The organism is Streptomyces zinciresistens K42 (genome assembly GCF_000225525.1).
Classification (GTDB): Bacteria; Actinomycetota; Actinomycetes; order Streptomycetales; family Streptomycetaceae; genus Streptomyces; species Streptomyces zinciresistens.
This window is the reverse complement of record NZ_AGBF01000040.1, coordinates 20,421-45,625: the sequence shown is the minus strand read 5'-3', so window position 1 is coordinate 45,625 and position 25,205 is coordinate 20,421. Positions and strand designations below refer to the sequence as shown.

General features: G+C 73.1%; 21 protein-coding genes and 2 riboswitches. Of the genes, 9 read left to right on the top strand and 12 right to left on the bottom strand.

What is annotated here, in order from left to right; translation table 11 throughout:
* Window positions 1–45 precede the first annotated feature (45 nt).
* The 4 genes from SZN_RS14935 to SZN_RS14920 form a co-directional block, all read right to left on the bottom strand.
* Window positions 46–2,133: an NAD(+) synthase gene (locus SZN_RS14935; protein WP_208865804.1), complete on the bottom strand. Its 2,088-nt coding sequence runs from the start codon at window positions 2,131–2,133 to the stop codon at window positions 46–48.
* 591 nt (window positions 2,134–2,724) lie between these two features.
* Window positions 2,725–3,114: a roadblock/LC7 domain-containing protein gene (locus tag SZN_RS14930; RefSeq protein ID WP_007495794.1), complete on the bottom strand. Its 390-nt coding sequence runs from the start codon at window positions 3,112–3,114 to the stop codon at window positions 2,725–2,727.
* Between the two features lie 404 nt (window positions 3,115–3,518).
* A complete protein-coding gene (locus tag SZN_RS14925) occupies window positions 3,519–4,337 on the bottom strand; it encodes a hypothetical protein (RefSeq protein WP_007495793.1) in 819 nt (272 codons plus the stop codon).
* A complete protein-coding gene (locus SZN_RS14920) occupies window positions 4,334–4,687 on the bottom strand; it encodes a roadblock/LC7 domain-containing protein (protein WP_043730708.1) in 354 nt (117 codons plus the stop codon). Before SZN_RS14920 ends, SZN_RS14925 begins: the two co-directional genes overlap by 4 nt.
* A gap of 140 nt (window positions 4,688–4,827) precedes the next feature.
* Here SZN_RS14920 and SZN_RS14915 point away from each other — a divergent pair, with 140 nt between their 5' ends.
* A complete protein-coding gene (locus SZN_RS14915; RefSeq protein ID WP_007495791.1) occupies window positions 4,828–5,193 on the top strand; it encodes a hypothetical protein in 366 nt (121 codons plus the stop codon).
* Window positions 5,194–5,433: 240 nt separating this feature from the next.
* On the opposite strand, the gene SZN_RS14910 is transcribed toward SZN_RS14915, so the two are convergent.
* From SZN_RS14910 to glgX, 3 genes are all read right to left on the bottom strand, one after another.
* Window positions 5,434–7,287, bottom strand: a complete 1,854-nt coding sequence (locus SZN_RS14910; RefSeq protein WP_007495790.1) for an ABC transporter ATP-binding protein — start codon at window positions 7,285–7,287, stop codon at window positions 5,434–5,436.
* Complete coding sequence (locus SZN_RS14905) at window positions 7,284–9,095, bottom strand: ABC transporter ATP-binding protein (protein WP_007495788.1); 1,812 nt, start codon at window positions 9,093–9,095, stop codon at window positions 7,284–7,286. The genes SZN_RS14910 and SZN_RS14905 overlap by 4 nt, the downstream gene beginning before the upstream one ends.
* Window positions 9,096–9,223: 128 nt before the next feature.
* Window positions 9,224–11,497: a glycogen debranching protein GlgX gene (gene glgX / locus SZN_RS14900; RefSeq protein WP_007495786.1), complete on the bottom strand. Its 2,274-nt coding sequence runs from the start codon at window positions 11,495–11,497 to the stop codon at window positions 9,224–9,226.
* A gap of 158 nt (window positions 11,498–11,655) precedes the next feature.
* Here glgX and SZN_RS14895 point away from each other — a divergent pair, with 158 nt between their 5' ends.
* From SZN_RS14895 to SZN_RS14875, 5 genes are all read left to right on the top strand, one after another.
* Window positions 11,656–12,894, top strand: coding sequence for a L,D-transpeptidase (locus SZN_RS14895; protein ID WP_007495784.1), 1,239 nt, complete (start codon window positions 11,656–11,658; stop codon window positions 12,892–12,894).
* Window positions 12,895–13,063: 169 nt separating this feature from the next.
* Window positions 13,064–14,302: a L,D-transpeptidase gene (locus tag SZN_RS14890; RefSeq protein ID WP_208865805.1), complete on the top strand. Its 1,239-nt coding sequence runs from the start codon at window positions 13,064–13,066 to the stop codon at window positions 14,300–14,302.
* A gap of 142 nt (window positions 14,303–14,444) precedes the next feature.
* Window positions 14,445–15,212, top strand: coding sequence for an enoyl-CoA hydratase/isomerase family protein (locus tag SZN_RS14885; RefSeq protein ID WP_007495780.1), 768 nt, complete (start codon window positions 14,445–14,447; stop codon window positions 15,210–15,212).
* A gap of 464 nt (window positions 15,213–15,676) precedes the next feature.
* Window positions 15,677–16,180: an ATP-binding protein gene (locus tag SZN_RS14880; RefSeq protein ID WP_007495778.1), complete on the top strand. Its 504-nt coding sequence runs from the start codon at window positions 15,677–15,679 to the stop codon at window positions 16,178–16,180.
* A 210-nt stretch (window positions 16,181–16,390) separates the two neighbouring features.
* The gene (locus tag SZN_RS14875; protein ID WP_007495777.1) at window positions 16,391–16,609 is read left to right on the top strand and encodes an EF-hand domain-containing protein; all 219 of its coding nucleotides are present in this window, start codon (window positions 16,391–16,393) and stop codon (window positions 16,607–16,609) included.
* Between the two features lie 58 nt (window positions 16,610–16,667).
* Here SZN_RS14875 and SZN_RS14870 read toward each other — a convergent pair whose 3' ends face one another.
* The 5 genes from SZN_RS14870 to gcvT all read right to left on the bottom strand — a co-directional run bounded on the left by SZN_RS14870 (window position 16,668) and on the right by gcvT (window position 22,114).
* Entirely contained in the window at window positions 16,668–17,225 is a 558-nt protein-coding gene (locus SZN_RS14870; RefSeq protein WP_007495774.1) for a glycoside hydrolase family 25 protein, read from the bottom strand.
* Window positions 17,226–17,647: 422 nt separating this feature from the next.
* Window positions 17,648–19,015, bottom strand: a complete 1,368-nt coding sequence (locus tag SZN_RS14865; RefSeq protein ID WP_007495772.1) for an L-serine ammonia-lyase — start codon at window positions 19,013–19,015, stop codon at window positions 17,648–17,650.
* 113 nt (window positions 19,016–19,128) lie between these two features.
* Window positions 19,129–20,412, bottom strand: coding sequence for a serine hydroxymethyltransferase (gene glyA / locus SZN_RS14860; protein ID WP_007495770.1), 1,284 nt, complete (start codon window positions 20,410–20,412; stop codon window positions 19,129–19,131).
* Window positions 20,413–20,427: 15 nt separating this feature from the next.
* Window positions 20,428–20,805, bottom strand: a complete 378-nt coding sequence (gene gcvH / locus SZN_RS14855) for a glycine cleavage system protein GcvH (RefSeq protein WP_007495768.1) — start codon at window positions 20,803–20,805, stop codon at window positions 20,428–20,430.
* 181 nt (window positions 20,806–20,986) lie between these two features.
* Window positions 20,987–22,114, bottom strand: coding sequence for a glycine cleavage system aminomethyltransferase GcvT (gene gcvT / locus SZN_RS14850; RefSeq protein WP_007495766.1), 1,128 nt, complete (start codon window positions 22,112–22,114; stop codon window positions 20,987–20,989).
* A 38-nt stretch (window positions 22,115–22,152) separates the two neighbouring features.
* Window positions 22,153–22,266: riboswitch (glycine riboswitch) on the bottom strand.
* Window positions 22,267–22,366: riboswitch (glycine riboswitch) on the bottom strand.
* Between the two features lie 170 nt (window positions 22,367–22,536).
* Here gcvT and SZN_RS14845 point away from each other — a divergent pair.
* The 3 genes from SZN_RS14845 to SZN_RS14835 all read left to right on the top strand — a co-directional run bounded on the left by SZN_RS14845 (window position 22,537) and on the right by SZN_RS14835 (window position 25,035).
* Entirely contained in the window at window positions 22,537–23,211 is a 675-nt protein-coding gene (locus tag SZN_RS14845) for an AAA family ATPase (protein ID WP_007495765.1), read from the top strand.
* Between the two features lie 105 nt (window positions 23,212–23,316).
* Window positions 23,317–24,108, top strand: coding sequence for an enhanced serine sensitivity protein SseB (locus SZN_RS14840; RefSeq protein WP_007495763.1), 792 nt, complete (start codon window positions 23,317–23,319; stop codon window positions 24,106–24,108).
* Window positions 24,109–24,246: 138 nt separating this feature from the next.
* Window positions 24,247–25,035, top strand: a complete 789-nt coding sequence (locus SZN_RS14835) for an enhanced serine sensitivity protein SseB C-terminal domain-containing protein (RefSeq protein ID WP_007495761.1) — start codon at window positions 24,247–24,249, stop codon at window positions 25,033–25,035.
* Window positions 25,036–25,205: the final 170 nt, after the last annotated feature.

Below are 25,205 nucleotides of genomic sequence, written 5' to 3'. Positions count from 1 at the left end.
CGCCCCGGTCCGTCGCCGCGCCCGGCCCGCGCGTCCGCCGCGGGACTATCCGTCGAGCGCCTCGCCGATCCGTTCCAGATCGCGCAGCCAGACCGCCGCGTTGCCGTCGGACGGCGCGCGCCAGTCGCCGCGCGGCGAGAGCGAACCCCCCGCCGAGACCTTCGGCCCGTTCGGCATGGCGGACCGCTTGAACTGGGCGAAGGCGAAGAAGCGGCGGCAGAAGACCTCCAGCCAGCCCCGGATCTCCGCCAGGTCGTAGGCGACCCGCTTGGCCGCGGGGAAGCCCGGCGGCCAGGCCCCGCCGTCCGCCGCGTGCCAGGCGTGCCACGCCAGGAACGCGATCTTCGACGGCCGCATGCCGTACCGCAGGACGTGGAACAGCGTGAAGTCGTGCAGCGCGTACGGGCCGATCCTGGACTCCGTCGACTGCATCTCCTCGCCCGGCACCAGCTCCGGGCTGATCTCGGTGTCGAGGATCGCCGCGAGCGTCCGGCCGGTCTCCTCGTCGAACTGGCCGCTGCCGATGACCCAGCGGATCAGGTGCTGCATCAGCGTCTTGGGCACCCCGCCGTTGACGTTGTAGTGGCTCATCTGGTCGCCGACGCCGTACGTGGACCAGCCGAGCGCCAGCTCCGAGAGGTCACCGGTGCCGAGCACGATGCCGCCGCGCTGGTTGGCCAGCCGGAACAGGTAGTCGGTGCGCAGGCCCGCCTGGACGTTCTCGAAGGTGACGTCGTACACCGGCTCGCCGGAGGCGAACGGGTGGCCCATCTCCTCCAGCATCAGCCGCGCGGTCGGCGTGATGTCCAGCTCGGCGGCGGTGACCCCCAGCGAGCTCATCAGCCGGTGCGCGTTGCCCTTGGTGTGGTCGCTGGTCGCGAAGCCCGGCAGGGTGAAGGCGAGGATGTCGCTGCGCGGCCGGCCCGCGCGGTCCATCGCGCGCGCGGCGACGATCAGCGCGTGCGTGGAGTCCAGGCCGCCCGACACCCCGATGACCACCTTGGGGCCGCCGATCGCGGCCAGCCGCTGCTGGAGCCCCGCGACCTGGATGTTGTACGCCTCATAGCAGTCCTGGGCCAGGCGGCCGGCGTCGGCCGGCACGAACGGGAAGCGCTCCACCCGGCGCTTGAGGCCGAGGTCCGCCGACGGCGGCTCCAGCAGGAAGGGCACCCGCCGGAAGTCACCGGTGCGGGCGCCGTGGGTACGGCGGTTGTCGTCGAACGTCCCCGTCCGGTGCCGCTCCTGGCGCAGCAGGTCCAGGTCCACGTCGGCCACCGCGTACTGGTCGTCGAGCGGGAAGCGGTCCGACTCGGCCAGCAGCGCGCCGTTCTCGTAGATCATGGTCTGGCCGTCCCACGCCAGGTCGGTCGTGGACTCGCCGAGTCCGGCCGCCGAGTAGACGTACGCCGCCAGGCAGCGCGAGGACGCCGCCCGGCACAGCAGCCGCCGGTCCTCGGCCCTGCCGACCGTGATCGGGCTGCCGGAGAGGTTGGCGAGCACGGTCGCGCCCGCCAGCGCCGCCTCCGCGCTCGGCGGCACCGGCACCCACATGTCCTCGCAGATCTCCGCGTGCAGCACGAGGCCCGGCACGTCCCGCGCCTCGAACAGCAGGTCCACGCCGAACGGGACCTCCTCGCCGCCGACCAGGATCGTCCCGCCGCGCTCGCCGTCGCCGGAGGCGATCTGCCGCTGCTCGTAGAACTCGCGGTAGTTCGGCGGGTACGACTTCGGCGCCACGCCGAGGACGCGGCCCCGGTGCACGACCACCGCGCAGTTGTAGATCCGGTGGCGGTGGCGCAGCGGGGCGCCGACGACCAGCACCGGCAGCAGCTCGGCCGACCCGGCCACCACCGTGCGCAGCGCCCGCTCCACGTCGTCGAGGACCGCGTCCTGGAGCAGCAGGTCCTCGATCGAGTAGCCGGTCAGGCCCAGCTCGGGGAAGACGGCGACCGCCACTCCCTCCTGCGCGCACGCGCGCGCCTGGCGCAGCACGGTCCCGGCGTTGGCGTGCGGATCGGCGATGACGGTGTGGCCCGTGCACGCGGCGACCCGCGCGAAGCCGTGCTGGTAGATCGACCAGAAGTTCAATGGACCGCGGCTTTCTGCTGTGGCTTTCTCCGGCGTGGCAGGCATCTCCACCACCGTCTCCTCCGCCACCGAGCATAGATCCCCTGCTCAGGACGGCCGCTCCCCGTCCGTCGCGGACGGCGCGGCGATCCTGGAGTTGTCGCGGACGGTGCCGAGCGGTGCCGCCGGAGCCCGGGAATCCGCGGTGTCCGGCACGGGGCGGGGTGTGAAGCCCGGTTCTGGGCGGCGTAGTCGACGAAGTCGTGCCACGCGGTGGGGGAGAGGGCGGGTTCGGGCCCCGCCGGTCCTTGGAGTCCCGGACGTGGATCGCCCGTCGCGCGCGCCGTCACCCCGTACCGCTTCTGACGCGCCCCATGGTCACTCTCGGCGACATGTACTGTCCGCTGTCCGCTGTCCGCTGTCCGCTGTCCGCTGTCCGCTGTCCGCTGTCCGCTGTCCGCTGTCCGTGCGCGGACGCTGACTCGGCGTACGCGGCGCGTGGCTGGTGAACGGCCCGGACCGGCGCCGGACCGGGCGCATGGCGCGACCGCCCGGCCCGAGCCCGTCACCGTACGTGTGTTCCCCAGCGGTTGGGCTCCGCCCCGTGCGGGGCCCGCCGTCGCGCGTGACGGTGCCGCGTGGGCTGACACGGTGCCGTCAGCGCGGGGTGTCACCCGCCAGGATCTTCGCGAGGTGTTCCAGCGTCGTGTGGGTGTCGTGCTGGAGGCGGTTCAGGTCCAGGCCGTCGTCGCCCAGGATGGTGAGCAGGGCCCGGTCGTTGATCGCCTGGACGACCACGTGCCGGTCCGCGCTGCGGGTGGTGACGTCCCGCAGGCCGGTACCGCCAGCCTCGTGGGCCATGCGGAGCGCGAGGCTGTGAGTGGCGGCCGACAGGGCCGCGATGGACTCCGCGTGCACGGCGTCGACGTCGGCGGCGACCAGGAGTCCGTCGACGGTGGAGACGACTGTCTCGCTGACCCCCATCACGCCTTCACGCAGTGCCGTGAGCACCTCGACGAGCGGTTCGGGCTGGTGGATCTCAGGCATGGGCTTCCCCGGTTTGTGGGCGGTGGCGTGGTCCAGCGTGGTTCAGAGCAGTCCTGCGAGACCCGCGCGGACGCGCAGGAGGAGGTCTGTCTCGGGTTGATCGGTGGGATTCGTCGCGAGGGGCGGTCGGTCGAGTGCCGTGCCGGGTCGGCGCGTGGGCAGCGGCGCCGGCGGTGGGTCGGCGCCTGGTCGGTGCGCGGGTGGCGGTGGGCCGGCGCCGGGTCGGTGCGCGGGTGGCGGTGGGCCGGCGCCGGGTCGGTGCGCGGGTGGCGGTGGGCCGGCGCCGGGTCGGTGCGTGGGCGGCGGTGTCAGCGGTGGGCGCGGACCCGCACGGGTGCGGGCGAGCCTCAGCCGCCGGGCCAGGGCGAGGTTGCGCCGCTTGGAGGCCCTGCGCCGCCGCGGGTTCACGCGGTGGCCGATCGGGGCGGCTGGTGCGTTCCGGGTGAGCGCTGCGGAAGCGGTGCCGGGGCCGCCGGCTCCGGGGACTCCGTCCGCGCGTCGGGCACGCGCGGGGCGGTGCTGGGCCGCCCCGGCGGCGGCGGTGGCGCGTCCTGGCCGACCAGCCCGAGGGAGCGCAGATGGGCGAGGTCGAGCATCACGGCGTACGTGCCGCGTCCCAGGGCGAAGGCGATGTCACGGGGGGTGCGGCGGCCGTTCGCGGCCTCCAGGACGGCCGCGTGCCTCGGGAGGAGGCGCGCCGCGGGGGCCTTGGTCCTGCGGACGCGGGTGCGGGCCAGGTCCGTGGCCGATCCCCAGAGTTCGTTGACGACGGCGAGGCGGCGGGTGGTCTCGGAGGTGACGAGGTGCGGGGGGAACGCGCGGGCCGCGACGAGGAGCCGGGACGGCTCGCGTACCTCCCACTCGGCCGCGGCGCCCAGGGCGAGTGCGAAGGCGCCGTCGAACAGGGCCGCCGTACAGCTGACCTCGAACTCCTCCTGGCTCAACAGGCCGCGCCGGCTCACCTCTTCGGACAGCGTGCCGCCGCCGGAGCCGACCGCCGCGCATGCCGCCGCCCAGGCACTGTCCTCGACTCGCCCTGATTTCAGCAGAGTCGACTCCGCGCTGGGAGCGCCGGGGGTGTCCACCGCGACGACCCCGCCGCGGCGCAGGTGGATGACGCCGCCCGGGGTGCCCTCGACGGTGACCGCCGCGTCGCGCTCCTCCTCGTGCAGTGCGGCGAGGAGCGCGGGGAGATTGCGCGGGACGGTGTTCGCGGCCTTCATCCGGTCACCTCGGCGGCGTAGTTGTTCAGACGGCGCAGGACCAGGGCCAGATTCGCCCGCCCGCGCTCCAGCACCGCGGTCAGCAGCAGGGGATCGCCCTGCCGGGGCACGGTGGCGATGACGAGCTGGCGGTCGGACCCCGTGATGACGATGCTCTCCAACTCACCTTGCGCGCCCGCCGCGTTCAGCCCGTTGCCGACGACGGCCGTGATGCGGCCGCACTCGACGGGATCCGGGGCGTTCGTCCCGGCGCCGCCGTAGGTCAGTCCCGTGACCGAGTCGATGAGCATGACTCCGGTCACGCCCGGCAACTCCAGCAGGCCGCCCAGGGAGGTCTCAACTGATGACAACAGGACTCACCTTCACCAATGCTTCACAGGACAACAAAAAGCACAGTACTTTAAGCCGAAAGGATCAGGACAGGGTGCAGGTCGCTCAAATTCTGAACTTTCCATGAAATTGCGCCATCGCACGAACGAAGGGCTTGACCATGAACATCGAGACCGCGCTCAAGGAAGCCATGGCTATCGAGGGCGCCCTCGGCGTCACGCTGGTCGACTACGAGAGCGGCATGTCGCTGGGCGTTCTCGGCGGTGGCCAGGGGCTGGACCTGGAAGTGGCGGCGGCGGGCAACACCGAGGTGGTCCGCGCCAAGACCCGTACGCTCGAACTGCTCGGGATGGAGGACTCGATCGAGGACATGCTCATCACCCTCGGCGCGCAGTACCACGTGATCCGCCCCCTGAGCAGCAGCGAGGGAAGCTTCTTCCTCTACCTCGCGCTGGACCGTTCGCGCGGCAACCTGGCGCTGGCCCGGCACGCGCTCAAGCGCATAGAGGGCGCGCTGGAGATCTGAGCGGAGCCGCCCCCTGTGACGTGCCGCCGGGATTCGCCCGTACCGTGCTCAGGGTCGCGCGCGGCCACGTTCCCCGCGCGGCGGCGGACACCCGACGAGCGGTTCCGCCAGGGCGTGTCGAGCGGGTCCGACGCGGTGTCCGGCACGGCGAGAGCGCAACGCCGGACACCGCGGGACTCGCGCGTCCTCCCTAGTGCGGTGGCCGGCAGGGCGAGCCGGTGAACCCTCCCGGCCACAGCCCTAGGCCAGGCTGTCGCGCCACGCGCGGTGCAGGTCGGCGAATCTGCCCGTGCCCGCGACGAGTTCGGCCGGGGGGCCGTCCTCGACGATCCGGCCGTGCTCCATCACCAGCACCCGGTCCGCGATCTCCACGGTCGACAGCCGGTGCGCGATGACCACGGCCGTACGCCCGTGCAGGACCGTCGACATCGCGCGCTGCACGGCCCGCTCGCCGGGGATGTCCAGCGAACTGGTCGCCTCGTCGAGGATCAGCACCGCCGGATCGGCGAGCAGCGCCCGCGCGAACGCGACCAACTGGCGCTGCCCCGCGGAGATCCGGCCGCCCCGCTTGCGCACGTCGGTGTCGTAGCCGTCGGGCAGCGCGCTGATGAAGTCGTGCGCGCCGATGGCCTTCGCCGCCGACTCGACCTCCGTGCGGGTCGCGTCGGGGCGCCCGAGGGCGATGTTGTCGGCGACCGTGCCGGAGAACAGGAACGCCTCCTGCGTCACCATCACCACCCCGCGCCGCAGTTCCGGCACGGCCAGCTCGCGCAGGTCGGCCCCGTCCAGCAGGACCCGCCCGTCGGTCGGGTCGTAGAACCGGGCGAGCAGCTTGGCCAGCGTCGACTTGCCGGCGCCCGTGGAGCCGACCACCGCGACCGTCTGCCCGGCCGGCAGCGTGAGGTCGAAGCGCGGCAGCACCTCCCCGCCGGTGCGGTACGCGAAGCGGACACCGTCGAAGACCACCTCGCGCCCGGGGTGCTCGCCCTCCCGCTCCGGGAGCCGCCGCGGCCGCGCCGGCTCGGGCACGGACGGCGTCTGGGCGAGCAGCCCGGCGATCTTCTCCAGGGAGGCCGCCGCCGACTGGTAGGAGTTGAGGAACATGCCGAGCCGGTCGATCGGGTCGTACAGCCGCCGCAGGTACAGCACGGCCGCCGCCAGCACACCGAGCGCCAGCGTGCCGCCCGCGACCCGGTAGGCGCCCCAGAGCACGATCGCGGCGACGGCCGTGTTGGCGACCAGCCGCGAGCCCACGACGTAGCGGGCCATCTCCAGCAGGGCGTCGCCGTTGGTGCGCTCGTGCCGGGAGTTCAGGACGCGGAACCCGGCGTCGTTGGCGGCCTCGCGGCGGAACGCGCGCACCGGCCGGATGCCGTTCATCGTCTCGACGAACTTCACGATCACCGCGGCGATCGCCGTGGAGCGCAGTGTGTACACGCGCCCGGCCCGCCGCCGGTAGAGCCGCACCAGGAGGTACAGCGGCACGAACGACGCCACGGCGACCGCGCCGAGCCCCAGGTCGAGCCACAGCAGCAGCGCCGCGATGTAGACGAACGACAGGACGACGGTGACCAGTTCCTGGAGGCCCTCGTCGAGGAGTTCGCGCAGCGACTCCACGTCCGTGGTGGAGCGCGAGATCAGCCGCCCCGAGGTGTAGCGCTCGTGGAAGTCGACGCTGAGGGCCTGCGCGTGCCGGAAGATGCGGCCGCGCAGGTCGAGCAGCACGTCCTGGTTGACCCGGGCGGAGGCCAGGATGAACGCGTACTGCAGTGCGCCCGAGGCCAGCGCGCACACGAGGTAGCCGATCGCGACCGCGAGCAGCGGACCCATGTCGTCGCGGCGGAACGCGGGGACGGCCGCGTCGATGGCGTACGCCACCAGCAGCGGGCCCGACTGCACGGCCGCCTGCTGGAGCAGCAGCAGCAGGACGGTCAGGGCGACGCGTGCCTTCATCGGCGCCAGCAGCGAGCGCAGCAGCGCGCCCGTGGCGCCCGGGGGAGTGGGCAGGACGTCGTGGTCGAACGGGTCCTGCGGTCCGCGGGGCTCCTCGGCCGGCTGTTCCCGGTCCGGTGCGGTGGCGGTCGTCGCCGTCATCGGTGGGCCTCCTCGGTCCCGGCCATGAGATGGGCGTACTCGGTGCTGGTGCGCAGCAGTTCGCGGTGGGTGCCCACCGCGGTGATACGGCCCCCGGACAGCAGGGCGACCCGGTCCGCGAGCAGGACCGTGGACGGGCGGTGGGCGACGATCAGGGCGGTGGTCTCCGCGAGCACGTCCCGCAGGGCGGCCTCGACCGCGGCCTCGGTGTGCACGTCGAGCGCGGACAGCGGGTCGTCCAGGACGAGGAACCGGGGGCGGCCCACGACCGCCCGCGCGAGCGCGAGCCGCTGGCGCTGGCCGCCGGAGAGGCTGAGGCCCTGCTCGCCGACCTGGGTCGCGGCGCCCTCGGGCAGGTCGTGGACGAAGGCGGCCTGTGCGACGCCGAGCGCGCGCTCCAAATCCGCCTCCCCGGCGCCCTCGGCGGCCCCCATGAGAACGTTGTCCGCCACGCCGGCCGAGAACAGGGTGGGCTCCTCGAACGCGACCGCCACCAGGGTCCGCAGCTCCTCGCGGGGCATGGCGGCGATGTCCCGGCCGTCCAGGGTGATCCGCCCGGAGGTCACCTCGTGCAGGCGGGGGACCAGCGCCGTGAGCGTCGTCTTGCCGCTGCCGGTGGCGCCGACCAGGGCCATCGACTCGCCGGGACGGATGTGGAGGTCGACCCGCTCCAGCAGCGGCGCGGAGTCGCCGGGCGCGTCCGGGTAGCGGAACGCCACGTCGTGGAAGCGCAGTCCGAGGTGCCCGCCGTCCCCGCCGTCCGCGCGCTCCTCGCCGTCCGCGCGCGCGGGCTGGTGCCCGTCGCTCTCCGGCGCGGCGTCCATGACCTCGAAGTACCGCTCGGTGGCCGTCGCCGCCTCCTGGCTCATCGCCAGCAGGAACCCGATCGAGTCCACCGGCCAGCGCAGCGCGAGCGCCGTCGACAGGAACGCCACCAGGGTGCCCGCCGACAGCTCGCCGTCCGCGACCCGCACCGTGCCGAGCACCAGGGCCGCGCCGATGGCCAGCTCCGGCAGCGTCACGATGACGCCCCAGATCGCCGCGAGCAGCCGGGCCTTGCGCAGCTCCGTCCCGCGCAGCGTCCGCGACAGCTCCCGGAACGCCCGCGCCTGACTGCGGTGGCGCCCGAAGCCCTTGATGACGCGGATGCCGAGGACGCTCTCCTCGACCACCGTCGTCAGATCGCCGACCTGGTCCTGCGCGCGGCGCGCCACCGACGCGTACCGCCGCTCGAAGATCACGCAGGTCACGATCACCGGTACCGCCGGGACCAGGATCACCAGACCCAGCGTCCAGTCCTGGATCAGCATGATGATCACACCGACGAGGATCGTCACACTGTTGACCAGCAGGAAGGTCAGCGGGAACGCCAGGAACATGCGCAGCAGCATCAGATCGGTCGTCGCCCGCGACAGCAGCTGCCCCGACGCCCAGCGGTCGTGGAACGCCACCGGCAGCCGCTGCAGACGCGCGTAGAGCGCGGCCCGCATCGACGCCTCGACCCCCGCCAGCGGCCGGGCGACCAGCCAGCGCCGCAGCCCGAACAGCAGCGCCTCGACGATGCCGAGCAGCAGCAGGTACAGCGCCCCCAGCCACACGCCGGCCGGGTCGCGGTCGGCGACCGGCCCGTCCACCATCCACTTCAGCACGAGCGGGATGACGAGCGCCAGGCAGGAGGCGACGACGGCCACCGCCGCCGCGCACACCATCCGCGCGCGCACGGGCCGTACGTAGGGCCACAGCCGCAGCAGCGTGCGCACGGCGGACCGGTCGGGGCTGTCCTCGGGGGTCGCATGTGTCGTCACCATCAGCAGCGAGCCTACGGACCGCCACTGACACTGCCCACCGAGTTTCGGCCGGGCCGCACTCGGCCGCTGGTCCTACGACCTGCGTGTTCGAGCGCGTGTACGACCGCGGGGGCCGGGCCCGGCCCGGTTCACGGGCCCGCCGCGCCCCGCTCCAGCACCCTCAGCAGCACCACCGCCCGCGCCGGCACGGTCACCGTCACACCCGCCGGGTGCTCCACGCCCGGCGCCCGGTCCTGCTCCTCCCGGGAGGTGTCCACGACCACCTCGTACGCGTGCGCCCACGGCGGACCCGGCAGGACGAAACCCACCGGCCCGTCACCGGTGTGCAGCACCGCGAGGAAGCTGTCGTCGACGACCGGCGCCCCCCGTTCGTCCCGGCCCGGGATGTCCCGGCCGGACAGATACATGCCGAGCGTGGCCGCGGGCGCGTACCAGTCCCGCTCGGTCATCTCCGCGCCCTCCGCCGTGAACCAGGCCAGATCCCGCAGACCGTCCGCCGAGTGCGCCCGCCCCGAGAAGAACGCCCGCCGCCTGAGCACCGGATGGCGGTGGCGCAGCCCGATCAGCCGCGCCGTCAGGTCGAACAGCGCCCGCCAGCCCGGCTCCTCCAGCAGCCCCCAGTCCAGCCAGCTGACCTCGTTGTCCTGGCAGTAGGCGTTGTTGTTGCCCCGCTGGGTGCGCCCGAGCTCGTCGCCCGCGACCAGCATCGGCACCCCCGTCGACAGCAGCAGCGTCGTCAGCAGGTTCCGCAGCTGCCGCCGCCTGAGCGCCAGCACCTCCTCGTCCGCGGTGCCGCCCTCGGCCCCGCAGTTCCAGGAGCGGTTGTCGTGGGTGCCGTCCCGGTCGCCCTCGCCGTTGGCCTCGTTGTGCTTGCGCTCGTACGACACCAGGTCGCGCAGCGTGAAGCCGTCGTGCGCGGTGACGAAGTTGACCGAGGCGTACGGCCGCCGCCCGCCCCACGCGTACAGGTCGCTCGACCCCGACAGCCGGTACCCGAGGTCGCGCACATCGGGCAGCGCGCCGCGCCAGAAGTCCCGCACGGCGTCCCGGTAGCGGTCGTTCCACTCCGTCCACAGCGGCGGGAAGGCGCCCACCTGGTAGCCGCCCGAGCCCACGTCCCACGGCTCGGCGATCAGCTTCACCCGGCGCAGCACCGGGTCCTGCGCGATCACCGCCAGGAACGGCGACAGCATGTCGACGTCGTGCAGGGAGCGGGCCAGCGCCGCCGCCAGGTCGAAGCGGAAGCCGTCCACCCCCATCTCGGTCACCCAGTACCGCAGCGAGTCCGTGATGAGCCGCAGCACCTGCGGCTGCACGACGTGCAGGGTGTTGCCGCAGCCCGTGTAGTCGGCGTACCGGCGGGCGTCCGGCTGGAGCCGGTAGTACCCCCGGTTGTCGATGCCCTTCAGCGACAGCGTCGGGCCCAGCTCGCCCGCCTCCGCCGTGTGGTTGTAGACCACGTCGAGGATGACCTCGATCCCGGCCGCGTGCAGGGCCCGCACCATGCGCCGGAACTCGCCGACCTGCTGGCCGGCCGTCCCGGAGGCGGCGTAGCCGGCGTGCGGGGCGAAGTAGCCGATGGAGTTGTAGCCCCAGTAGTTGCGCAGGCCCCGGCGCAGCAGGTGGTCCTCGTGCGCGAACTGATGGACCGGCAGCAGCTCCACCGCCGTCACGCCCAGCTTCACCAGGTGCGCGACCGCCGCCGGATGCGCCAGACCCGCGTAGGTCCCCCGCAGCTCCTCGGGGATGCCCGGGTGCAGCTTGGTGAACCCCCGCACATGCACCTCGTAGATCACGGAGTCGGCCCACGGCGTCTTGGGCCGGCGGTCCTCCCGCCACTCGTCGCCCGGCGCCTCGTCGTGCACGACCACGCCCTTGGGGACGTACGGGGCCGAGTCCCGCTCGTCGCGCACGGTGTCCGCGACCTGCTGCTGCGGCCAGTCGCGCACATGCCCGTAGACCTCCGGGGGCAGCCCGAAGTCGCCGTCCACCGCCCGCGCGTACGGGTCGAGCAGCAGCTTCGCCGGGTTCCAGCGGGCCCCGGTCCACGGGTCCCAGCGGCCGTGCACCCGGTAGCCGTAGCGCTGCCCCGGCATGACACCCGGCACGAACCCATGCCAGATCTCGTGCGTCAGCTCGCCCAGCCGGGCCCGGGTCTCCCTGCCCCGCTCGTCGAACAGGCACAGGTCGACCGCCTCGGCCCCACCCGCCCACAGCGCGAAGTTGGTGCCCGCCACGCCGTCCGGCCCGACCCGGAAGCGGGCGCCCAGCGGCGTCTGCGCACCCGGCCACACGGGCATCGCGGGCACCCTGCGCCGCGCCCCGTTCACCGCGGCGGCCGGGCGCTCCTGATCGGCGGCGACCGCCCCGGCCACCGCCTCCTGCTCGGCTGCGCTCGACACCTGACGGCCTCCCACGGCTCAGGGACCCCACACGAAGGGCGGGAAGCAGCGGTCGTCCCTGGCCGCGGCTCCCCGTCGCGTCGTCCTCCCCCATGTTCTGCCCACCGCGTGGCTCGCACTCACGTTTCCCCGGGGCCGCCCCGGTCGTTGGGGTCCCCGTGAGGCATGCACAAGGGCGCGCGCGGCGCGCGGGGGCCGTACTGGCCGCCGTACTGACATGGGCGGCACTGCTGGCCGGCTGCACGGCGGACGGCGGCGGCGCCGGGCTCGGCCGGATGCTGGGCGGGGCCCCGGCCCCCGAGGACGTCATCCGGGTCACCCCCGGCGACGGCGCGAAGGGCGTCCGCCCCGGCGACCCCCTGCGCGTCCGGGTCGCCGGCGGACGCCTGGAGTCGGTGCGGGTGTCCAGGTCGCAGGACGCCCGGGAGACCCCGGTCCCCGGGCGGCTGTCCGCGGACGGCCTGCGCTGGGAACCCGACGGCTCCGCGCTGGCGCTGGCCGCCCGGTACACCGTCGACGTGGTGGCCCTCGACGGCCGGGGGCGGCGCAGCGCCCGGCACACCACGTTCACCACGTACGTCCCCGACGAGCGGTTCATCGGCTACGTCACCCCCGAGAACCGCTCCACCGTCGGCACCGGCATGATCGTCTCCCTGGGGTTCAACCGGGAGATCGCGAACCGGGCCGCCGTGGAGCGCGCGGTGCGCGTCACCGCCGAACCGGCCGTGGAGATCCGCCCGCACTGGTTCGGCCGGACCCGCCTCGACTTCCGCCCCCGGACGTACTGGAGACCCGGCACCCGGGTCACCGTCGCCCTCGGCCTGCGCGACGTCGAGGGCGCGCCCGGGGTGTACGGGGCGCAGTCCAGGACGTTCTCCTTCACCGTCGGCCGCCACCAGGTCTCCGTCGTCGACGCGGCACGGCGCACCATGGAGGTCCGCCGCGAGGGCGAACTGCTGACGACCGTGCCGGTGACCGCGGGAGCGCCGAGCACGACCACGTACAACGGCAAGATGGTGATCAGCGAGATGCTGGAGCTGACCCGGATGAACGGCGCCACCGTCGGCTTCAAGAAGGCCGACGGCAAGGGCGAGTACGACATCCCCGACGTTCCGCACGCCATGCGCCTGACCGACTCCGGCACCTTCCTGCACGGCAACTACTGGGCGGACGCCTCCGTGTTCGGCCGCAGCAACGTCAGCCACGGGTGCGTGGGCCTCCGGGACGTCAAGGGCGGCGCCTCGGACACCCCCGCCGGCTGGTTCTTCGACCGCAGCCTCGTAGGCGACGTGGTCGAGGTCGTGCGCAGCAAGGACAAGAAGGTCGCTCCCGACAACGGCCTCGGGGGCTGGAACATGGGCTGGACGCGGTGGAAGGCGGGAAGCGCGGTGAAGTAGCCGCACGGGCGGGCGCGTTGCGCGCTCGCCCGACCCCCCGTGGATGTTGGAACGGAACGGTGACAAACGCGCCGCGCCGGACGCGTCCGACCTGTGCTTAATATGCGCCGACGAGCGCGGCTCACGCGCGGGGGAGCGGGTCGGAGCGGCCCGGGGAGGGGTGTGCGACGTGAACGTGCGGCCGATATCGGGGGCGTCGGTTGACGCGCGCGGGAGGCGTGGACGGCAAGGGAGGGCGCTGCTCGCCGGGGTGCTGCTGCTCGCCGTCACGGCCTGTGGCGGGGGCGGCGGTTCGGACGCGCCGGGCGGCGACAAGGACGGCGACTCCTCCGCGGCGCGGGCCGAGGCGCCCCGCGCGGTGGTGTCCATAGCGCCGGAGGACGGCGCGAAGTCGGTCGGCACCAGCGGCGCGCTGAAGGTCACGGCCGCCCGCGGCCGGCTGACCGAGGTCCAGGTCGAGGACGGCAAGGGCAGGGCGATAGCCGGGAAGATATCCGGCGACGGCGCCACCTGGACGCCGTCCACGCACCTGGCCGCCGCGGCCGCGTACACCGTGCGCGCGGTGGCCGAGAACGCCGACGGCACACGGACCGCCGAGAAGTCCGGCTTCACGACCCTCACCCCGAAGAGCACCTTCACCGGCCGGTTCACCCCCGAGGACGGAGCGAAGGTCGGCGTGGGAATGCCGTTCTCCGTCCGCTTCGACCGGGGCATCACCAACCGCGAGGACGTCGCCGCGGCGATCACCGTCAAGACCGACCCGCCCGTCGAGGTCGCGGGCCGCTGGTTCGGCGACGACCGGCTGGACCTGCGCCCCGAGAAGTACTGGAAGCCCGGGACCAAGGTCACGGTCGACCTCAACCTCGACGGCGTCGAGGGCCGCCCCGGCGTCTACGGCGAGCAGGCCAGGAAGACCACCTTCACCGTCGGCCGCAGCCAGGTCTCCGTGGTCGACGTGAAGACCAAGAAGATGAAGGTCACGCGCGACGGCAAGGTCATCAGGACCATCCCGATCTCCGCGGGCGCGCCCGGGTACGACACCTGGAGCGGCCAGATGGTGATGACGGAGAAGCTCCTCGAGACCCGGATGAACGGCGCGACGGTCGGCTACGCGGGCCAGTACGACATCCCGGACGTGCCGCACGCGATCCGCCTGACCGAGTCCGGCACCTTCATCCACGGCAACTACTGGGGCGGCGACGCCTTCGGGAAGACCAACGCCAGCCACGGCTGCGTGGGCCTGCGTGACGTCAAGGGCAGAGGGGACCCGAAGACCCCGGCCGCGTGGTTCTTCCGGAACTCGATCATCGGCGACGTGGTGGTCGTGAAGAACAGCAAGGAGCGCACGGTCGCCCCGGACAACGGCCTGAACGGCTGGAACATCCCCTGGAAGCAGTGGAAGTCGTAGCCCGCGACAGCCCTGCCCCCGCGAACGGCCCCGGCGCCCTCCTCACCGCGAGGCGGGCGCCGGGGCCGTTCGCGCGGACGCCGCCCGCCCTGTGACGGACCGCACCCCGGCCGACCCCGTTAGCCCCCGTTAACCTGCTCGCATGACCGTGAATCTCGAAGTCGCCGACGGCGTCGGAACCCTCCGCCTCGACCGCCCGCCCATGAACGCCCTGGACGTCGCCACCCAGGACCGGCTCAGGGAGCTCGCCGAGGAGGCGACCCGGCGCGAGGACGTACGGGCCGTGGTGATCTACGGCGGGGAGAAGGTGTTCGCCGCGGGCGCGGACATCAAGGAGATGCAGGCGATGGACCACACGGCGATGGTCCTGCGCGCGCGGGGACTTCAGGAGTCGTTCACCGCCGTGGCCCGCATCCCGAAGCCGGTGGTGGCGGCCGTCACGGGCTACGCGCTCGGCGGCGGCTGCGAGTTGGCGCTGTGCGCGGACTTCCGGATCGCCGCGGACAACGCCAAGCTGGGCCAGCCGGAGATCCTGCTCGGCCTGATCCCGGGCGCCGGCGGCACCCAGCGGCTGGCCCGGCTGATCGGCCCCTCCAAGGCGAAGGACCTGATCTTCACCGGCCGGATGGTGAAGGCGGCCGAGGCCCGTGAACTCGGCCTGGTGGACCGGGTGGTGGCGCCGGAGGAGGTCTACACCGAGGCGCACGCCTGGGCGGCGAGGCTCGCGCGGGGACCGGCGCTCGCGCTGCGCGCCGCGAAGGAGTCGGTCGACACCGGTCTGGAGACGGACATCGAGACGGGCCTCGCCGTGGAACGCGGCTGGTTCGCGGGCCTGTTCGCGACCGAGGACCGTGAGCGGGGCATGCGCAGCTTCGTCGAGGAGGGGCCCGGGAAGGCGACGTTCCGCTGAGGTCCGGCGTCGCGGGGCCGCGGTCGCGGGGGCGCGGGGGCACGGGGCTGAGCGGCTGAGGTCCCGTGCCCCGCGCGCGGGGCCGCTGGGCGGGGGATCGCTGGGTGCGGGGCGCTGGGCGGGTGATCGCTCGGCGGGGTGGGACGGCGGCGGACGGGCCGTACCCCGGACCGGTGAAATGTCATCCCGGAAAGTCGGCCGGACCCCCTTGCAATTGACGGCGTGTATGACCCGGGCCCGGCGGCGCGGCGACTTATGGCAGCCTTAACGCAACCTTAAGCGTCGTAGGTCAGGGACTTCGCCGATGGCGGTGAACGGCCCCTTCGCCGCAGGTCGGACGGGTTGTCCCGTCCTCCGAACTGCCTCTGTCATATGCCAGAGGGTCGCCGCGGAATGACCGCTTCCGGGGGGTGTATTCCCCCGGAACGGCCCCGCGGCCCGGTGCGGGCGGCCATGATGGGGGCATGGCGGGGCTGGAGGATATCGAACAGCCGCGGGGACACAGCCGTGCTGCCGCGGCGCGCTGGTCGCCCGCGGTCGAGGACGAAACGGCCGCGAAGGCGCTGGAACTGTTCGGCAATCCCACGGAGGCGGAGGTTCCGCTGCCGTCCCGCCCCGAGTCCGCGGCCACCGCCCGCCGGCTGGCCCAGGTGGTCGTGCTGCGCCACTGGGGCCTGTCCCCCAGGATGACCGAGGACGTCGTCCTGCTCGTCTCCGAACTCGTCGGCAACGCCGTCCGGCACACCGGGGCCCGGGTGTTCGGCCTGCGGATGCGCCGCCGCCGCGGCTGGATCCGCGTCGAGGTCCGGGACCCCTCCCGCGGTCTGCCCTGCCTGATGCCGGTCCAGGAGACGGATGTCAGCGGCCGGGGCCTGTACCTGGTCGACAAGCTGGCCGACCGCTGGGGCGTCGACCTGCTGCCGCGCGGCAAGACCACCTGGTTCGAGATGAGGGTCTCGGACCGCTGACCGACCGCCGGCCGACCGCCGGCCGACCCGCCGGCCGACCCGCCGTGCGCGCCGCCGTGCGCGCCGCTCGGCGGGACGGGCGCCGCACCGGCCGGATCGGCGGGCGGTTAATCTGACCTGCGGCAGTGAGCCGGCACCGCACGACGGACCGGCACGACAGACCAGCACGACACGACAGACGCGAGCAGACGCGAGTAAAGGGGCGGACCGGTGGCGCACATCGACATCGAGGAAGCACGCAAGCAGTTCGAGCGCATCGATGCGGACGGTGACGGCACCATCACCGCCGCCGAGTTCAAGACGGCCCTCGCGCAGGGCGGCGACTGGAACGTCACCGAGTCCGTGGCGGAGGCGATCATCCGCAGCCGCGACCTCGACGGCGACCAGCTGCTGTCGTTCGACGAGTTCTGGGCGTTCCTGAACAAGTGACGGCCCGCGAAGGGGCTGTTCTCCGGCCGGGAGGACAGCCCCTTCGCCGTGCGCGGCCTCACGCGCTGCGCGCCCACTCCCGCAGCGCGTCCTTGCCGCCGAAGTCGGCTACGTTCTTGTCCAGCGGGTCGTCGGTGTACTGGTGGAAGCGCCACTTGGCCTTGATCCGGGGCTTGCCCGCCGGGACGTAGTCGGCGATCCAGAGACCGTCGCCGGCATAGGACGTGGTGTCGACGTTGAGCCAGTAGTTGCGGTTGCAGTACAGCAGGACCGGGTTGTCCGGCCGCTTCTCCTTGAGCGTGCGGATGAAGCGGTCCTTCTCCGCGTTGCTCGCGCGCGTGCCCTCGCCCGTCGTCTCCCAGTCGACGGCCAGCATGTCGCCCGCCCGCTCCGGGGCCCTGCCGACGAAGTGGTCCGCCTGGGCCGAGAGGTTGCCCGGCCACAGGAAGTGGTAGAAGCCGACGACCAGTCCGGCTTCACGGGCCCGCTTGGTCTGGGCGGCGAGCTTGGGGTTCACGTAGGAACGGCCCTCGGTCGCCTTGATGAAGACGAACGACAGGCCCTCGGTGCTGTAGGACGAGGACTGGTACGCGCTGACGTCGATGCCGCGGAGCATGGGGGGACTCCCTGGAGTGCCGGTGGGGGGAGAGGAGTGGGACCTCCTGTATGCCCCACCGCGGCACGGCTGACGCGCGCCTGACGGGGAATTGTCACCTTCCGGTGACACCGCGAGGCTCGCGGGCGGCGCACACCCCGGCACTTCCTCACCCCGCGCACGCGGTCCTGCTCGCCCGGCGCACGGCCCGCGAAAAGGACCGGTGTTCGCCTGCTCTGGCGGACGCCCCTACGCCAGGGGCGGAGCGCGGTGGAAGCCTGCGTGGAGTCGTCCTCATGGTGGAGCAAGGACATCCCAGGGACATCCCAGGGACATGCCAGGGGCCTTCGCAACTGCCCGGGGATTCCAGGTACTTTCCGCCGCGTGAGCACGCAAGGCCCTGACAGCGCCGAAAGTGAACGCGCTGGTCAGGGCCTATGCCGTCAGCACTCGATGATGTTCACCGCGAGCCCCCCGCGCGCCGTCTCCTTGTACTTGACCGACATGTCGGCGCCCGTGTCCTTCATGGTCTTGATGACCTTGTCCAGGGACACCTTGTGGGAGCCGTCGCCGCGCAGGGCCATCCGCGCGGCCGTGACCGCCTTCACCGCGGCCATGCCGTTGCGCTCGATGCAGGGGATCTGGACGAGGCCGCCCACGGGGTCGCAGGTCAGGCCGAGGTTGTGCTCCATGCCGATCTCGGCGGCGTTCTCCACCTGCTCGGGGGAGCCGCCCATCACCTCCGCCAGCGCGCCCGCCGCCATCGAGCAGGCCGAGCCGACCTCGCCCTGGCAGCCGACCTCCGCCCCGGAGATCGAGGCGTTCTCCTTGAAGAGCATCCCGATCGCGCCGGCGGCCAGCAGGAAGCGGACCACGCCCTCCTCGTCGGCGCCGGGCACGAAGTTGACGTAGTAGTGCAGGACCGCGGGGATGATGCCCGCCGCCCCGTTCGTCGGCGCGGTGACGACCCGGCCGCCGGCCGCGTTCTCCTCGTTCACCGCCATCGCGTAGAGCGTGATCCACTCCATGGACAGGGCCTGCGCGTCGCCCTCGGAGCGCAGCTTGCGGGCCGTGGTCGCGGCCCTGCGGCGCACCTTCAGCCCGCCGGGCAGGATGCCCTCGCGCGACATCCCGCGCGCCACGCACGCGCGCATCACCTGCCAGATCTCCAGCAGGCCCGCGCGGATCTCCTCCTCGGTGCACCAGGCCCGCTCGTTCTCCAGCATCAGCGACGCGATCGACAGGCCCGTCTCCCGGGTCAGCCGCAGCAGCTCGTCACCCGTGCGGAAGGGGTACTTCAGCACCGTGTCGTCGAGCTTGATCCGGTCCTCGCCGACGGCGTCCTCGTCGACGACGAAACCGCCGCCGACCGAGTAGTACGTCTTCGACAGCAGCTCTGCGCCCTGGGCGTCGTACGCCCACAGGGTCATGCCGTTGGCGTGGTACGGGAGCGTCTTGCGGCGGTGCAGGACCAGGTCGTCGTCGAAGGAGAAGGCGATCTCGTGGTCGCCGAGCAGCCGCAGCCGGCCGGCCGCCCTGATCGCCTCCACCCGCTCGTCCGCGCCCTCCACGTCCACCGTGCGCGGTGAGTCGCCCTCCAGGCCCAGCAGCACGGCCTTGGGGGTGCCGTGGCCGTGCCCGGTGGCGCCGAGGGAGCCGTACAGCTCCGCCCGTACGGAGCCGACCGACTCCAGCAGGGCCTCGTTGCGCAGCCTGCGGGCGAACATGCGGGCAGCTCGCATCGGGCCGACCGTGTGGGAGCTGGACGGGCCGATGCCGATCGAGAACAGGTCGAAGACCGAAATGGCCACGGGGAACTCCTCGAATGCGGGGTGGTGCAGGGGGCTTCTCGTGGGGTGTCCCGCCTCCTTCGAGTGTGCGGGACACCCCACGAAAAGGAACTACGCGTCTCTGCGACCGGGCGTCAGCCCGACGTCGCCAGACCGGTGTACAGCGGGTGCCGCTCGGCGAGTGCCTTGACCCGGGCGCGGAGCGCGACCGCGTCGTGGACCGGCTTCAGCGTCTGCGCGATCACGTCGGCGACCTCGGTGAAGTCCTCCGCGGTGAAGCCGCGGGTGGCCAGCGCCGGGGTGCCGATGCGCAGACCCGAGGTGACCATCGGCGGCCGCGGGTCGTTCGGTACGGCGTTGCGGTTGACGGTGATCCCGACCTCGTGGAGACGGTCCTCGGCCTGCTGGCCGTCGAGCTCCGACTCCCGCAGGTCGACCAGGATCAGGTGCACGTCGGTGCCGCCCGACAGGACGTTGACCCCGGCCTCCCGCGCGTCCGGCGCGGTCAGGCGCTCGGCGAGGATGCGGGCCCCCTCCACCGTACGGCGCTGGCGCTCTCGGAACTCCTCCGTGGCGGCGATCTTGAACGAGACCGCCTTGGCCGCGATCACGTGCTCCAGCGGACCGCCCTGGAAGCCGGGGAAGACCGAGGAGTTCAGCTTCTTCGCGAACTCCTTGCCGCGCGCGAGGATGATCCCGCCGCGCGGTCCGCCCAGCGTCTTGTGGGTGGTGGAGGTCACCACGTCCGCGTACGGCACCGGGTTGGGGTGCAGCCCGGCCGCGACCAGGCCCGCGAAGTGGGCCATGTCGACCCACAGGTAGGCGCCCGTCTCGTCGGCGATCCGGCGGAACTCCGCGAAGTCCAGCTGCCGCGGGTACGCGGACCAGCCGGCGATGATCACCTTCGGCCGGTGCTCCTTGGCCAGCCGCTCCACCTCGGCCATGTCGACCAGGCCCGAGCCCTCGTCCACGTGGTAGGCGACGACCTCGAACTGCTTGCCGGAGAAGTTCAGCCGCATCCCGTGGGTGAGGTGGCCGCCGTGGGCCAGGTCCAGGCCGAGGATCGTGTCCCCGGGCCGGGCCAGCGCGAACAGCGCGGCCTGGTTGGCCGAGGCGCCCGAGTGCGGCTGCACATTGGCGTACTCCGCGCCGAACAGCTCCTTGACCCGGTCGATCGCGATCTGCTCGGCCACGTCCACGTGCTCGCAGCCGCCGTAGTAGCGGCGGCCCGGGTAGCCCTCGGCGTACTTGTTCGTCAGGACCGAGCCCTGCGCCTCCATGACGGCGACCGGGGCGAAGTTCTCCGACGCGATCATCTCCAGCGTCGACTGCTGGCGCTCCAGCTCGGCGTCCAGGGCCGCGGCCACCGCCGGGTCCAGCTCGTGCAGGGGGGTGTTCAGAAGAGAGTTGTCAGACATGGGGATCACGGCTCCTCAGCCGGCGGTGTGGGCGGCGTACTCGTCGGCGGAGAGCAGGTCGGCCGGCTCCTGCGTGATCCGGACCTTGAAGAGCCAGCCGCCCTCGAAGGGGGCCGAGTTCACGAGCGCCGGGTCGTTCACCACGTCCTCGTTGATCTCGGTGATCTCGCCGGAGACCGGGGAGTACAGGTCGGAGACGGACTTCGTCGACTCCAGCTCGCCGCAGGTGTCACCCGCGGCCACGGTCGAGCCGACCTCGGGGAGCTGGGCGTAGACGACGTCACCGAGCGCGTTGGCCGCGAACTCCGTGATGCCGACCGTCGCGACGCCGTCCTCGGCGCTCGACAGCCACTCGTGCTCCTTGCTGTAACGCAGCTGCTGGGGGTTGTTCATGGCCTGGATTCTCCTGTACGCGCGGGAGTGGTGGGGAAAGGGGGACCGGAGGACGGGCGGGTGAGCGGCGCACACGTGCGCGGCGTCACACGCCGCCCGCTGCCAGTCTGTACGCGCGGCACTGCGCGTGCCGCTCGTGCCGGCACCGCGGCGGGCGGCGTTCGCCCGGCCGCGGTACGGGCTACTTCTGCCGCTTGTAGAACGGCAGAGCGACGACCTCGTACGGCTCGTGGCTGCCACGGATGTCCACGCCGACCCCGGCCGTGCCCGGAGCGGCGTGCGCGGCGTCGACGTACGCCATGGCGATCGGCCTGCCCAGGGTGGGGGAGGGCGCGCCGGAGGTGACCTCGCCGACGACCTCGCCGCCGGCCACGACCGGGTACCCGGCGCGCGGCACCCGGCGCCCCTCGGCGACCAGGCCGACCAGGACGCGCGGCGGGGCGGTCTGCGCGCGGGCGGCGGCCTCCCGCAGCGCCTCGCGCCCGACGAAGTCGCCCTCCTTCTCGAACTTCACCACCCGGCCGAGCCCGGCGTCGAAGGGGGTGAGCGAGGTCGACAGCTCGTTGCCGTACAGCGGCATGCCCGCCTCCAGCCGCAGCGTGTCCCGGCAGGACAGCCCGCAGGGGACGAGGCCGACGCCCGCGCCCGCCTCGGTGAGCGCCTGCCACAGCGCGACGGCGTGCTCCGGCTTCACGAACAGCTCGAAGCCGTCCTCGCCGGTGTAGCCGGTGCGCGCGATGAGGGCGGGCACGCCGGCGACGGTGCCGGGCAGCCCGGCGTAGTACTTCAGGCCGTCGAGGTCGGCGTCGGTCAGCGCCTTCAGGATGCCCGGCGACTCGGGGCCCTGGACGGCGATGAGCGCGTAGGCGTCCCGGTCGTCGCGGACCTCGGCGTCGAACCCGGCCGCCCGCTCGGTCAGCGCGTCCAGCACCACCTGGGCGTTGGAGGCGTTGGCCACGACCAGGTACTCGGTCTCGGCGAGCCGGTAGACGATCAGGTCGTCCAGGATGCCGCCGTCGGCCCGGCAGATCATGGTGTACCGGGCGCGGCCGACGCCCACCGAGGCGATGTTGCCGACGAGCGCGTGGTTCAGCAGCGCGGCGGCCTGCGGTCCGGTGACGGCGATCTCGCCCATGTGGGAGAGGTCGAACAGGCCGGCCCGGCCGCGGACGGCGTTGTGCTCGTCGCGCTCGGAGCCGTAGCGCAGGGGCATGTCCCAGCCGGCGAAGTCGGTCATCGTCGCGCCGAGCGCGCGGTGCAGCGCGTCGAGCGCGGTGTGGCGCGGACCCGTGGGTTCGGTACTGCTCATCGGTCGGTCTTCTCCAGAGGCAGACGGGCGAGGAACGTTCCTCCCCATCTGTCATCGGAACCTGAGAGGTTCGCCGCGAGCCCCGGACGGGGGCGGTCACGGCTTGCACCTTGGGTGGGGCCGCCGGAGGGCGGCCCGCTTTTCAGATGTGCCTCGCCCGCGCGGTAACGGGGGCCTGAGAGATTCAAGGGAGGGACTTGCTCCTTCGGCGCCCCGGCGCTGTGCTGCCGGGGACTCTCCCGCGCGGATTCAAACGGCCGGTATGCAGTTGGCGCCGCCATCATTGCACGCCCGGCCGCCCGGCGGCAGGGCCGAGTCTGTAACCGGGCTGTGGCAGGAAACGAACGAAAACAATGGAGATCGTCCATTACCTTCTCTTTACGCTCAGTGGGCATGGGGAACCCTGTACCCGGAGGAGGACGATGACGGTGAAGCGCACCACGGCGTACGCCACGACGTCTGGCATCGCGCTGCCCGAGCAGCCCGCGGCCCCCGTGGTCAAAGCCCGCGCCACCTGCCCCGGTGCCGTGGTCCGCGACCTGCGGGACCGCTCCGGGCACAGCCCGCACGCCCTGGTCTTCGGCCCCCGGGACCTCGTCGTGATCACCGGCCTGCCCGGCAGCGGCAAGTCGACCCTGATGCGGCGGACCGTCACGGGCCCGCGCATCGACTCCCAGGACACCCGGGACCGCTGGGACGCGCGCATGCCGCGCTTCGTGCCCTACGGCGTCTACCGCCCCCTGGTGCGGCTCGCGCACTACGCCGGACTGCGCCGCGCCCTGCGCACCGGCGAGGGCGTCGTCGTGCACGACTGCGGCACCCAGACCTGGGTGCGCGGCTGGCTGGCCCGCGAGGCCCGCCGCCGCGGCGGCACCCTGCACCTCCTGCTGCTCGACGTCGCCCCGGGTACGGCCCTTGAGGGCCAGCGCGAGCGCGGCCGGGGCGTCTCCCGGTACGCGTTCCTGCGGCACCGCGGAGCCGCGGCCCGGCTGGTCGGCTCGGTCGCCGGGGGCGTGCTGCCGCGCGGCTGCGGCTCGGCCGTGCTGCTCGACCGCCCGGCCGCCGACGTGCTGCGCCGGATCGGCTTCACCGCCTGAGCGGCCGGCCGCCGCGGCCCGGAGTCCGGTCCGCGGCCCCGGCCGGACCGCGGACCGGCTAGCCTCTTGGGCCTCAGAGATGGTTCCCAGCAGGCGGTCAGACAGATGGACTTCGCAGCGGATCCCCCCGCGGACTACCCGGCACCCGCACAGCTCCACGCACACGGCGGCTGGCCGGGCAACGAACTGGAGGAGGTGCTCTCGGCCTCCCTCGGCGTACCCGGGGCCGGCGGCCGGATCGTCGAGGTACTGGCGCGCAGCTTCCTCTGGGTGCCCCTGCCCGGCGGCGGCGGCCCGCACAGCGGCCCCCTCGACCTGCCCACGCTGGAGATCGACGGACAGGGGTACGTCCCCGTCTTCAGCTCCGAGGAGCAGTTCCGGCAGGTCGTCGGCGCGCACCTGTCGTACACCGTGGCGCCCGCCGTGGAGTTCGCGCGCGGACTGCCCTCGCACGTGGGCATCGCGGTCAACCCCGACGGGGTGGTCGGCGTCCCGCTGCCGCCGGAGGCGGTGGCCGACCTGTGCGCCGCGGGCCGCACCCCGCTGGACGGCCCCGCGTCCGGGGGCCGCGTCCGCCTCTACGAACCGGACTGGCAGGACGACCCCGTCGACTTCCTGGCCGCCGCCGGCGCGGAGTTCGCCGCGACCGGCGTGGTCAGCACGGCCCGCCGCTGCCTCGCCACGATCGAGACGGCCGCGCCGGTGATGTTCGTCGGCGTGGAACTCTCCCACTGGGACGGCGACCTGAGCGCGGTGCCCTCCGACGCCCTGGCCCGCGCCCTGGGCCGCGTCCCCGCCCCGTGGCCGGTCAACCTCGTGCTCATGGACGTCGCCCAGGACCCGGTGATCGAGTGGATGAGGACGAGGGTGCGGCCCTTCTACGCCCGTGAGCCCTGAGAGGCGGCCCCGGCGGCCCGCGGGAGCGCAGCGGACCGGTGCCCGCGGGCCGTGCGCAGGCGCCGAGCGCTCCCCGGCCTTCCCGGTGGAGCGCCTAAGCTGGGCGCACAACCATGTTTCCCGAAGGGGCGGTAAAAGGTGAGCGCGAGCGGCACCACCTCGACCGGACAGGTCGAGCACATGCTGCGCCAGGTGACCCCCGGGCGCTACGACGCCTACGAGGCACTCCTGCGCGCGCTCGCGGCGCCCTCGACCGGCCAGGTCTGGATGCTGCTGTGGCACGGCCAGGCGGGCGCCCCGGACGCCCGGTACGGCAAGATGGACGTCGGCGGCTACGGCTACGCCCCGTGCGTCACCTCGGCCCAGGAACTGTCGGCCAGCGGCTGGAACCGCGGTTACGAGGTCGTCGACGGGCTCGACGTGGCCCGCACCCTCTACCCCGACCACTACGGCCTCTGGCTCAACCCGCACGTCCCGGGGGGCGGCGTCGGCATCCCCTGGCTCGATCTGCGGCGCGTCGCCACGGGCCTGGACCGCCAGCCCGCGGGCCCGCTGCGGCTGTCGGAGCCCGCGGTCGAGATCCCGCAGTTCTACGCCCTGCTCACGCAGAACGCCCACCGCACGCCGGCCCTGCGCGCGCTGCGCCGCGCCTGGGTCCAGCCGGCCCTCGGCGCCCCGTACCTGGCTATCGGACTCGACGTCTACGAGGCCAGCCCGCCGGCCGTGGACTCGGTGCGCTCCATGATGACGCAGTCCATCTCCGCGGTCCCCGACGGGCTGCCGGTCTCGACCGTGGCGATGTCCGACGAGGACGACCCGGTGGCGATGTGGATGCGGGCCAACACCCGCCCCTTCTACGACCGCGAGGCCCACGGTCCGTCACCCGCGGCGGGGTACGGCTACCCACCGGTACCAGGTCGTCACTGATCACACACGGGATGACACGAGGTCAGGTCCGCATCCCCGATGTCGCAGGCGGCGGCGGTCGATGACTGCGGTTTCGTAGGCCAATCTTCGCGCGTAGATGCGATCGGAAGGTCCCGGTCCGCCCTCATACGCCCCAACTCACCCCTGTCCGGGGTCCGTTACCCACTGTT

What these genes read in the sequence shown, in the direction of transcription:
- gcvH (WP_007495768.1), bottom strand. Translation starts at nt 20,805, where the DNA reads ATGAACAACCCCCAGCAGCTGCGTTACAGCAAGGAGCACGAGTGGCTG.
- SZN_RS14915 (WP_007495791.1), top strand. Translation starts at nt 4,828, where the DNA reads ATGAACATCGAGACCGCGCTCAAGGAAGCCATGGCTATCGAGGGCGCC.
- SZN_RS14905 (WP_007495788.1), bottom strand. Translation starts at nt 9,095, where the DNA reads ATGGTGACGACACATGCGACCCCCGAGGACAGCCCCGACCGGTCCGCC.
- SZN_RS14935 (WP_208865804.1), bottom strand. Translation starts at nt 2,133, where the DNA reads ATGCCTGCCACGCCGGAGAAAGCCACAGCAGAAAGCCGCGGTCCATTG.
- SZN_RS14880 (WP_007495778.1), top strand. Translation starts at nt 15,677, where the DNA reads ATGGCGGGGCTGGAGGATATCGAACAGCCGCGGGGACACAGCCGTGCT.
- SZN_RS14870 (WP_007495774.1), bottom strand. Translation starts at nt 17,225, where the DNA reads ATGCTCCGCGGCATCGACGTCAGCGCGTACCAGTCCTCGTCCTACAGC.
- SZN_RS14885 (WP_007495780.1), top strand. Translation starts at nt 14,445, where the DNA reads ATGACCGTGAATCTCGAAGTCGCCGACGGCGTCGGAACCCTCCGCCTC.
- gcvT (WP_007495766.1), bottom strand. Translation starts at nt 22,114, where the DNA reads ATGAGCAGTACCGAACCCACGGGTCCGCGCCACACCGCGCTCGACGCG.
- SZN_RS14845 (WP_007495765.1), top strand. Translation starts at nt 22,537, where the DNA reads ATGACGGTGAAGCGCACCACGGCGTACGCCACGACGTCTGGCATCGCG.
- glyA (WP_007495770.1), bottom strand. Translation starts at nt 20,412, where the DNA reads ATGTCTGACAACTCTCTTCTGAACACCCCCCTGCACGAGCTGGACCCG.
- SZN_RS14930 (WP_007495794.1), bottom strand. Translation starts at nt 3,114, where the DNA reads ATGCCTGAGATCCACCAGCCCGAACCGCTCGTCGAGGTGCTCACGGCA.
- SZN_RS14910 (WP_007495790.1), bottom strand. Translation starts at nt 7,287, where the DNA reads ATGACGGCGACGACCGCCACCGCACCGGACCGGGAACAGCCGGCCGAG.
- SZN_RS14925 (WP_007495793.1), bottom strand. Translation starts at nt 4,337, where the DNA reads ATGAAGGCCGCGAACACCGTCCCGCGCAATCTCCCCGCGCTCCTCGCC.
- SZN_RS14840 (WP_007495763.1), top strand. Translation starts at nt 23,317, where the DNA reads ATGGACTTCGCAGCGGATCCCCCCGCGGACTACCCGGCACCCGCACAG.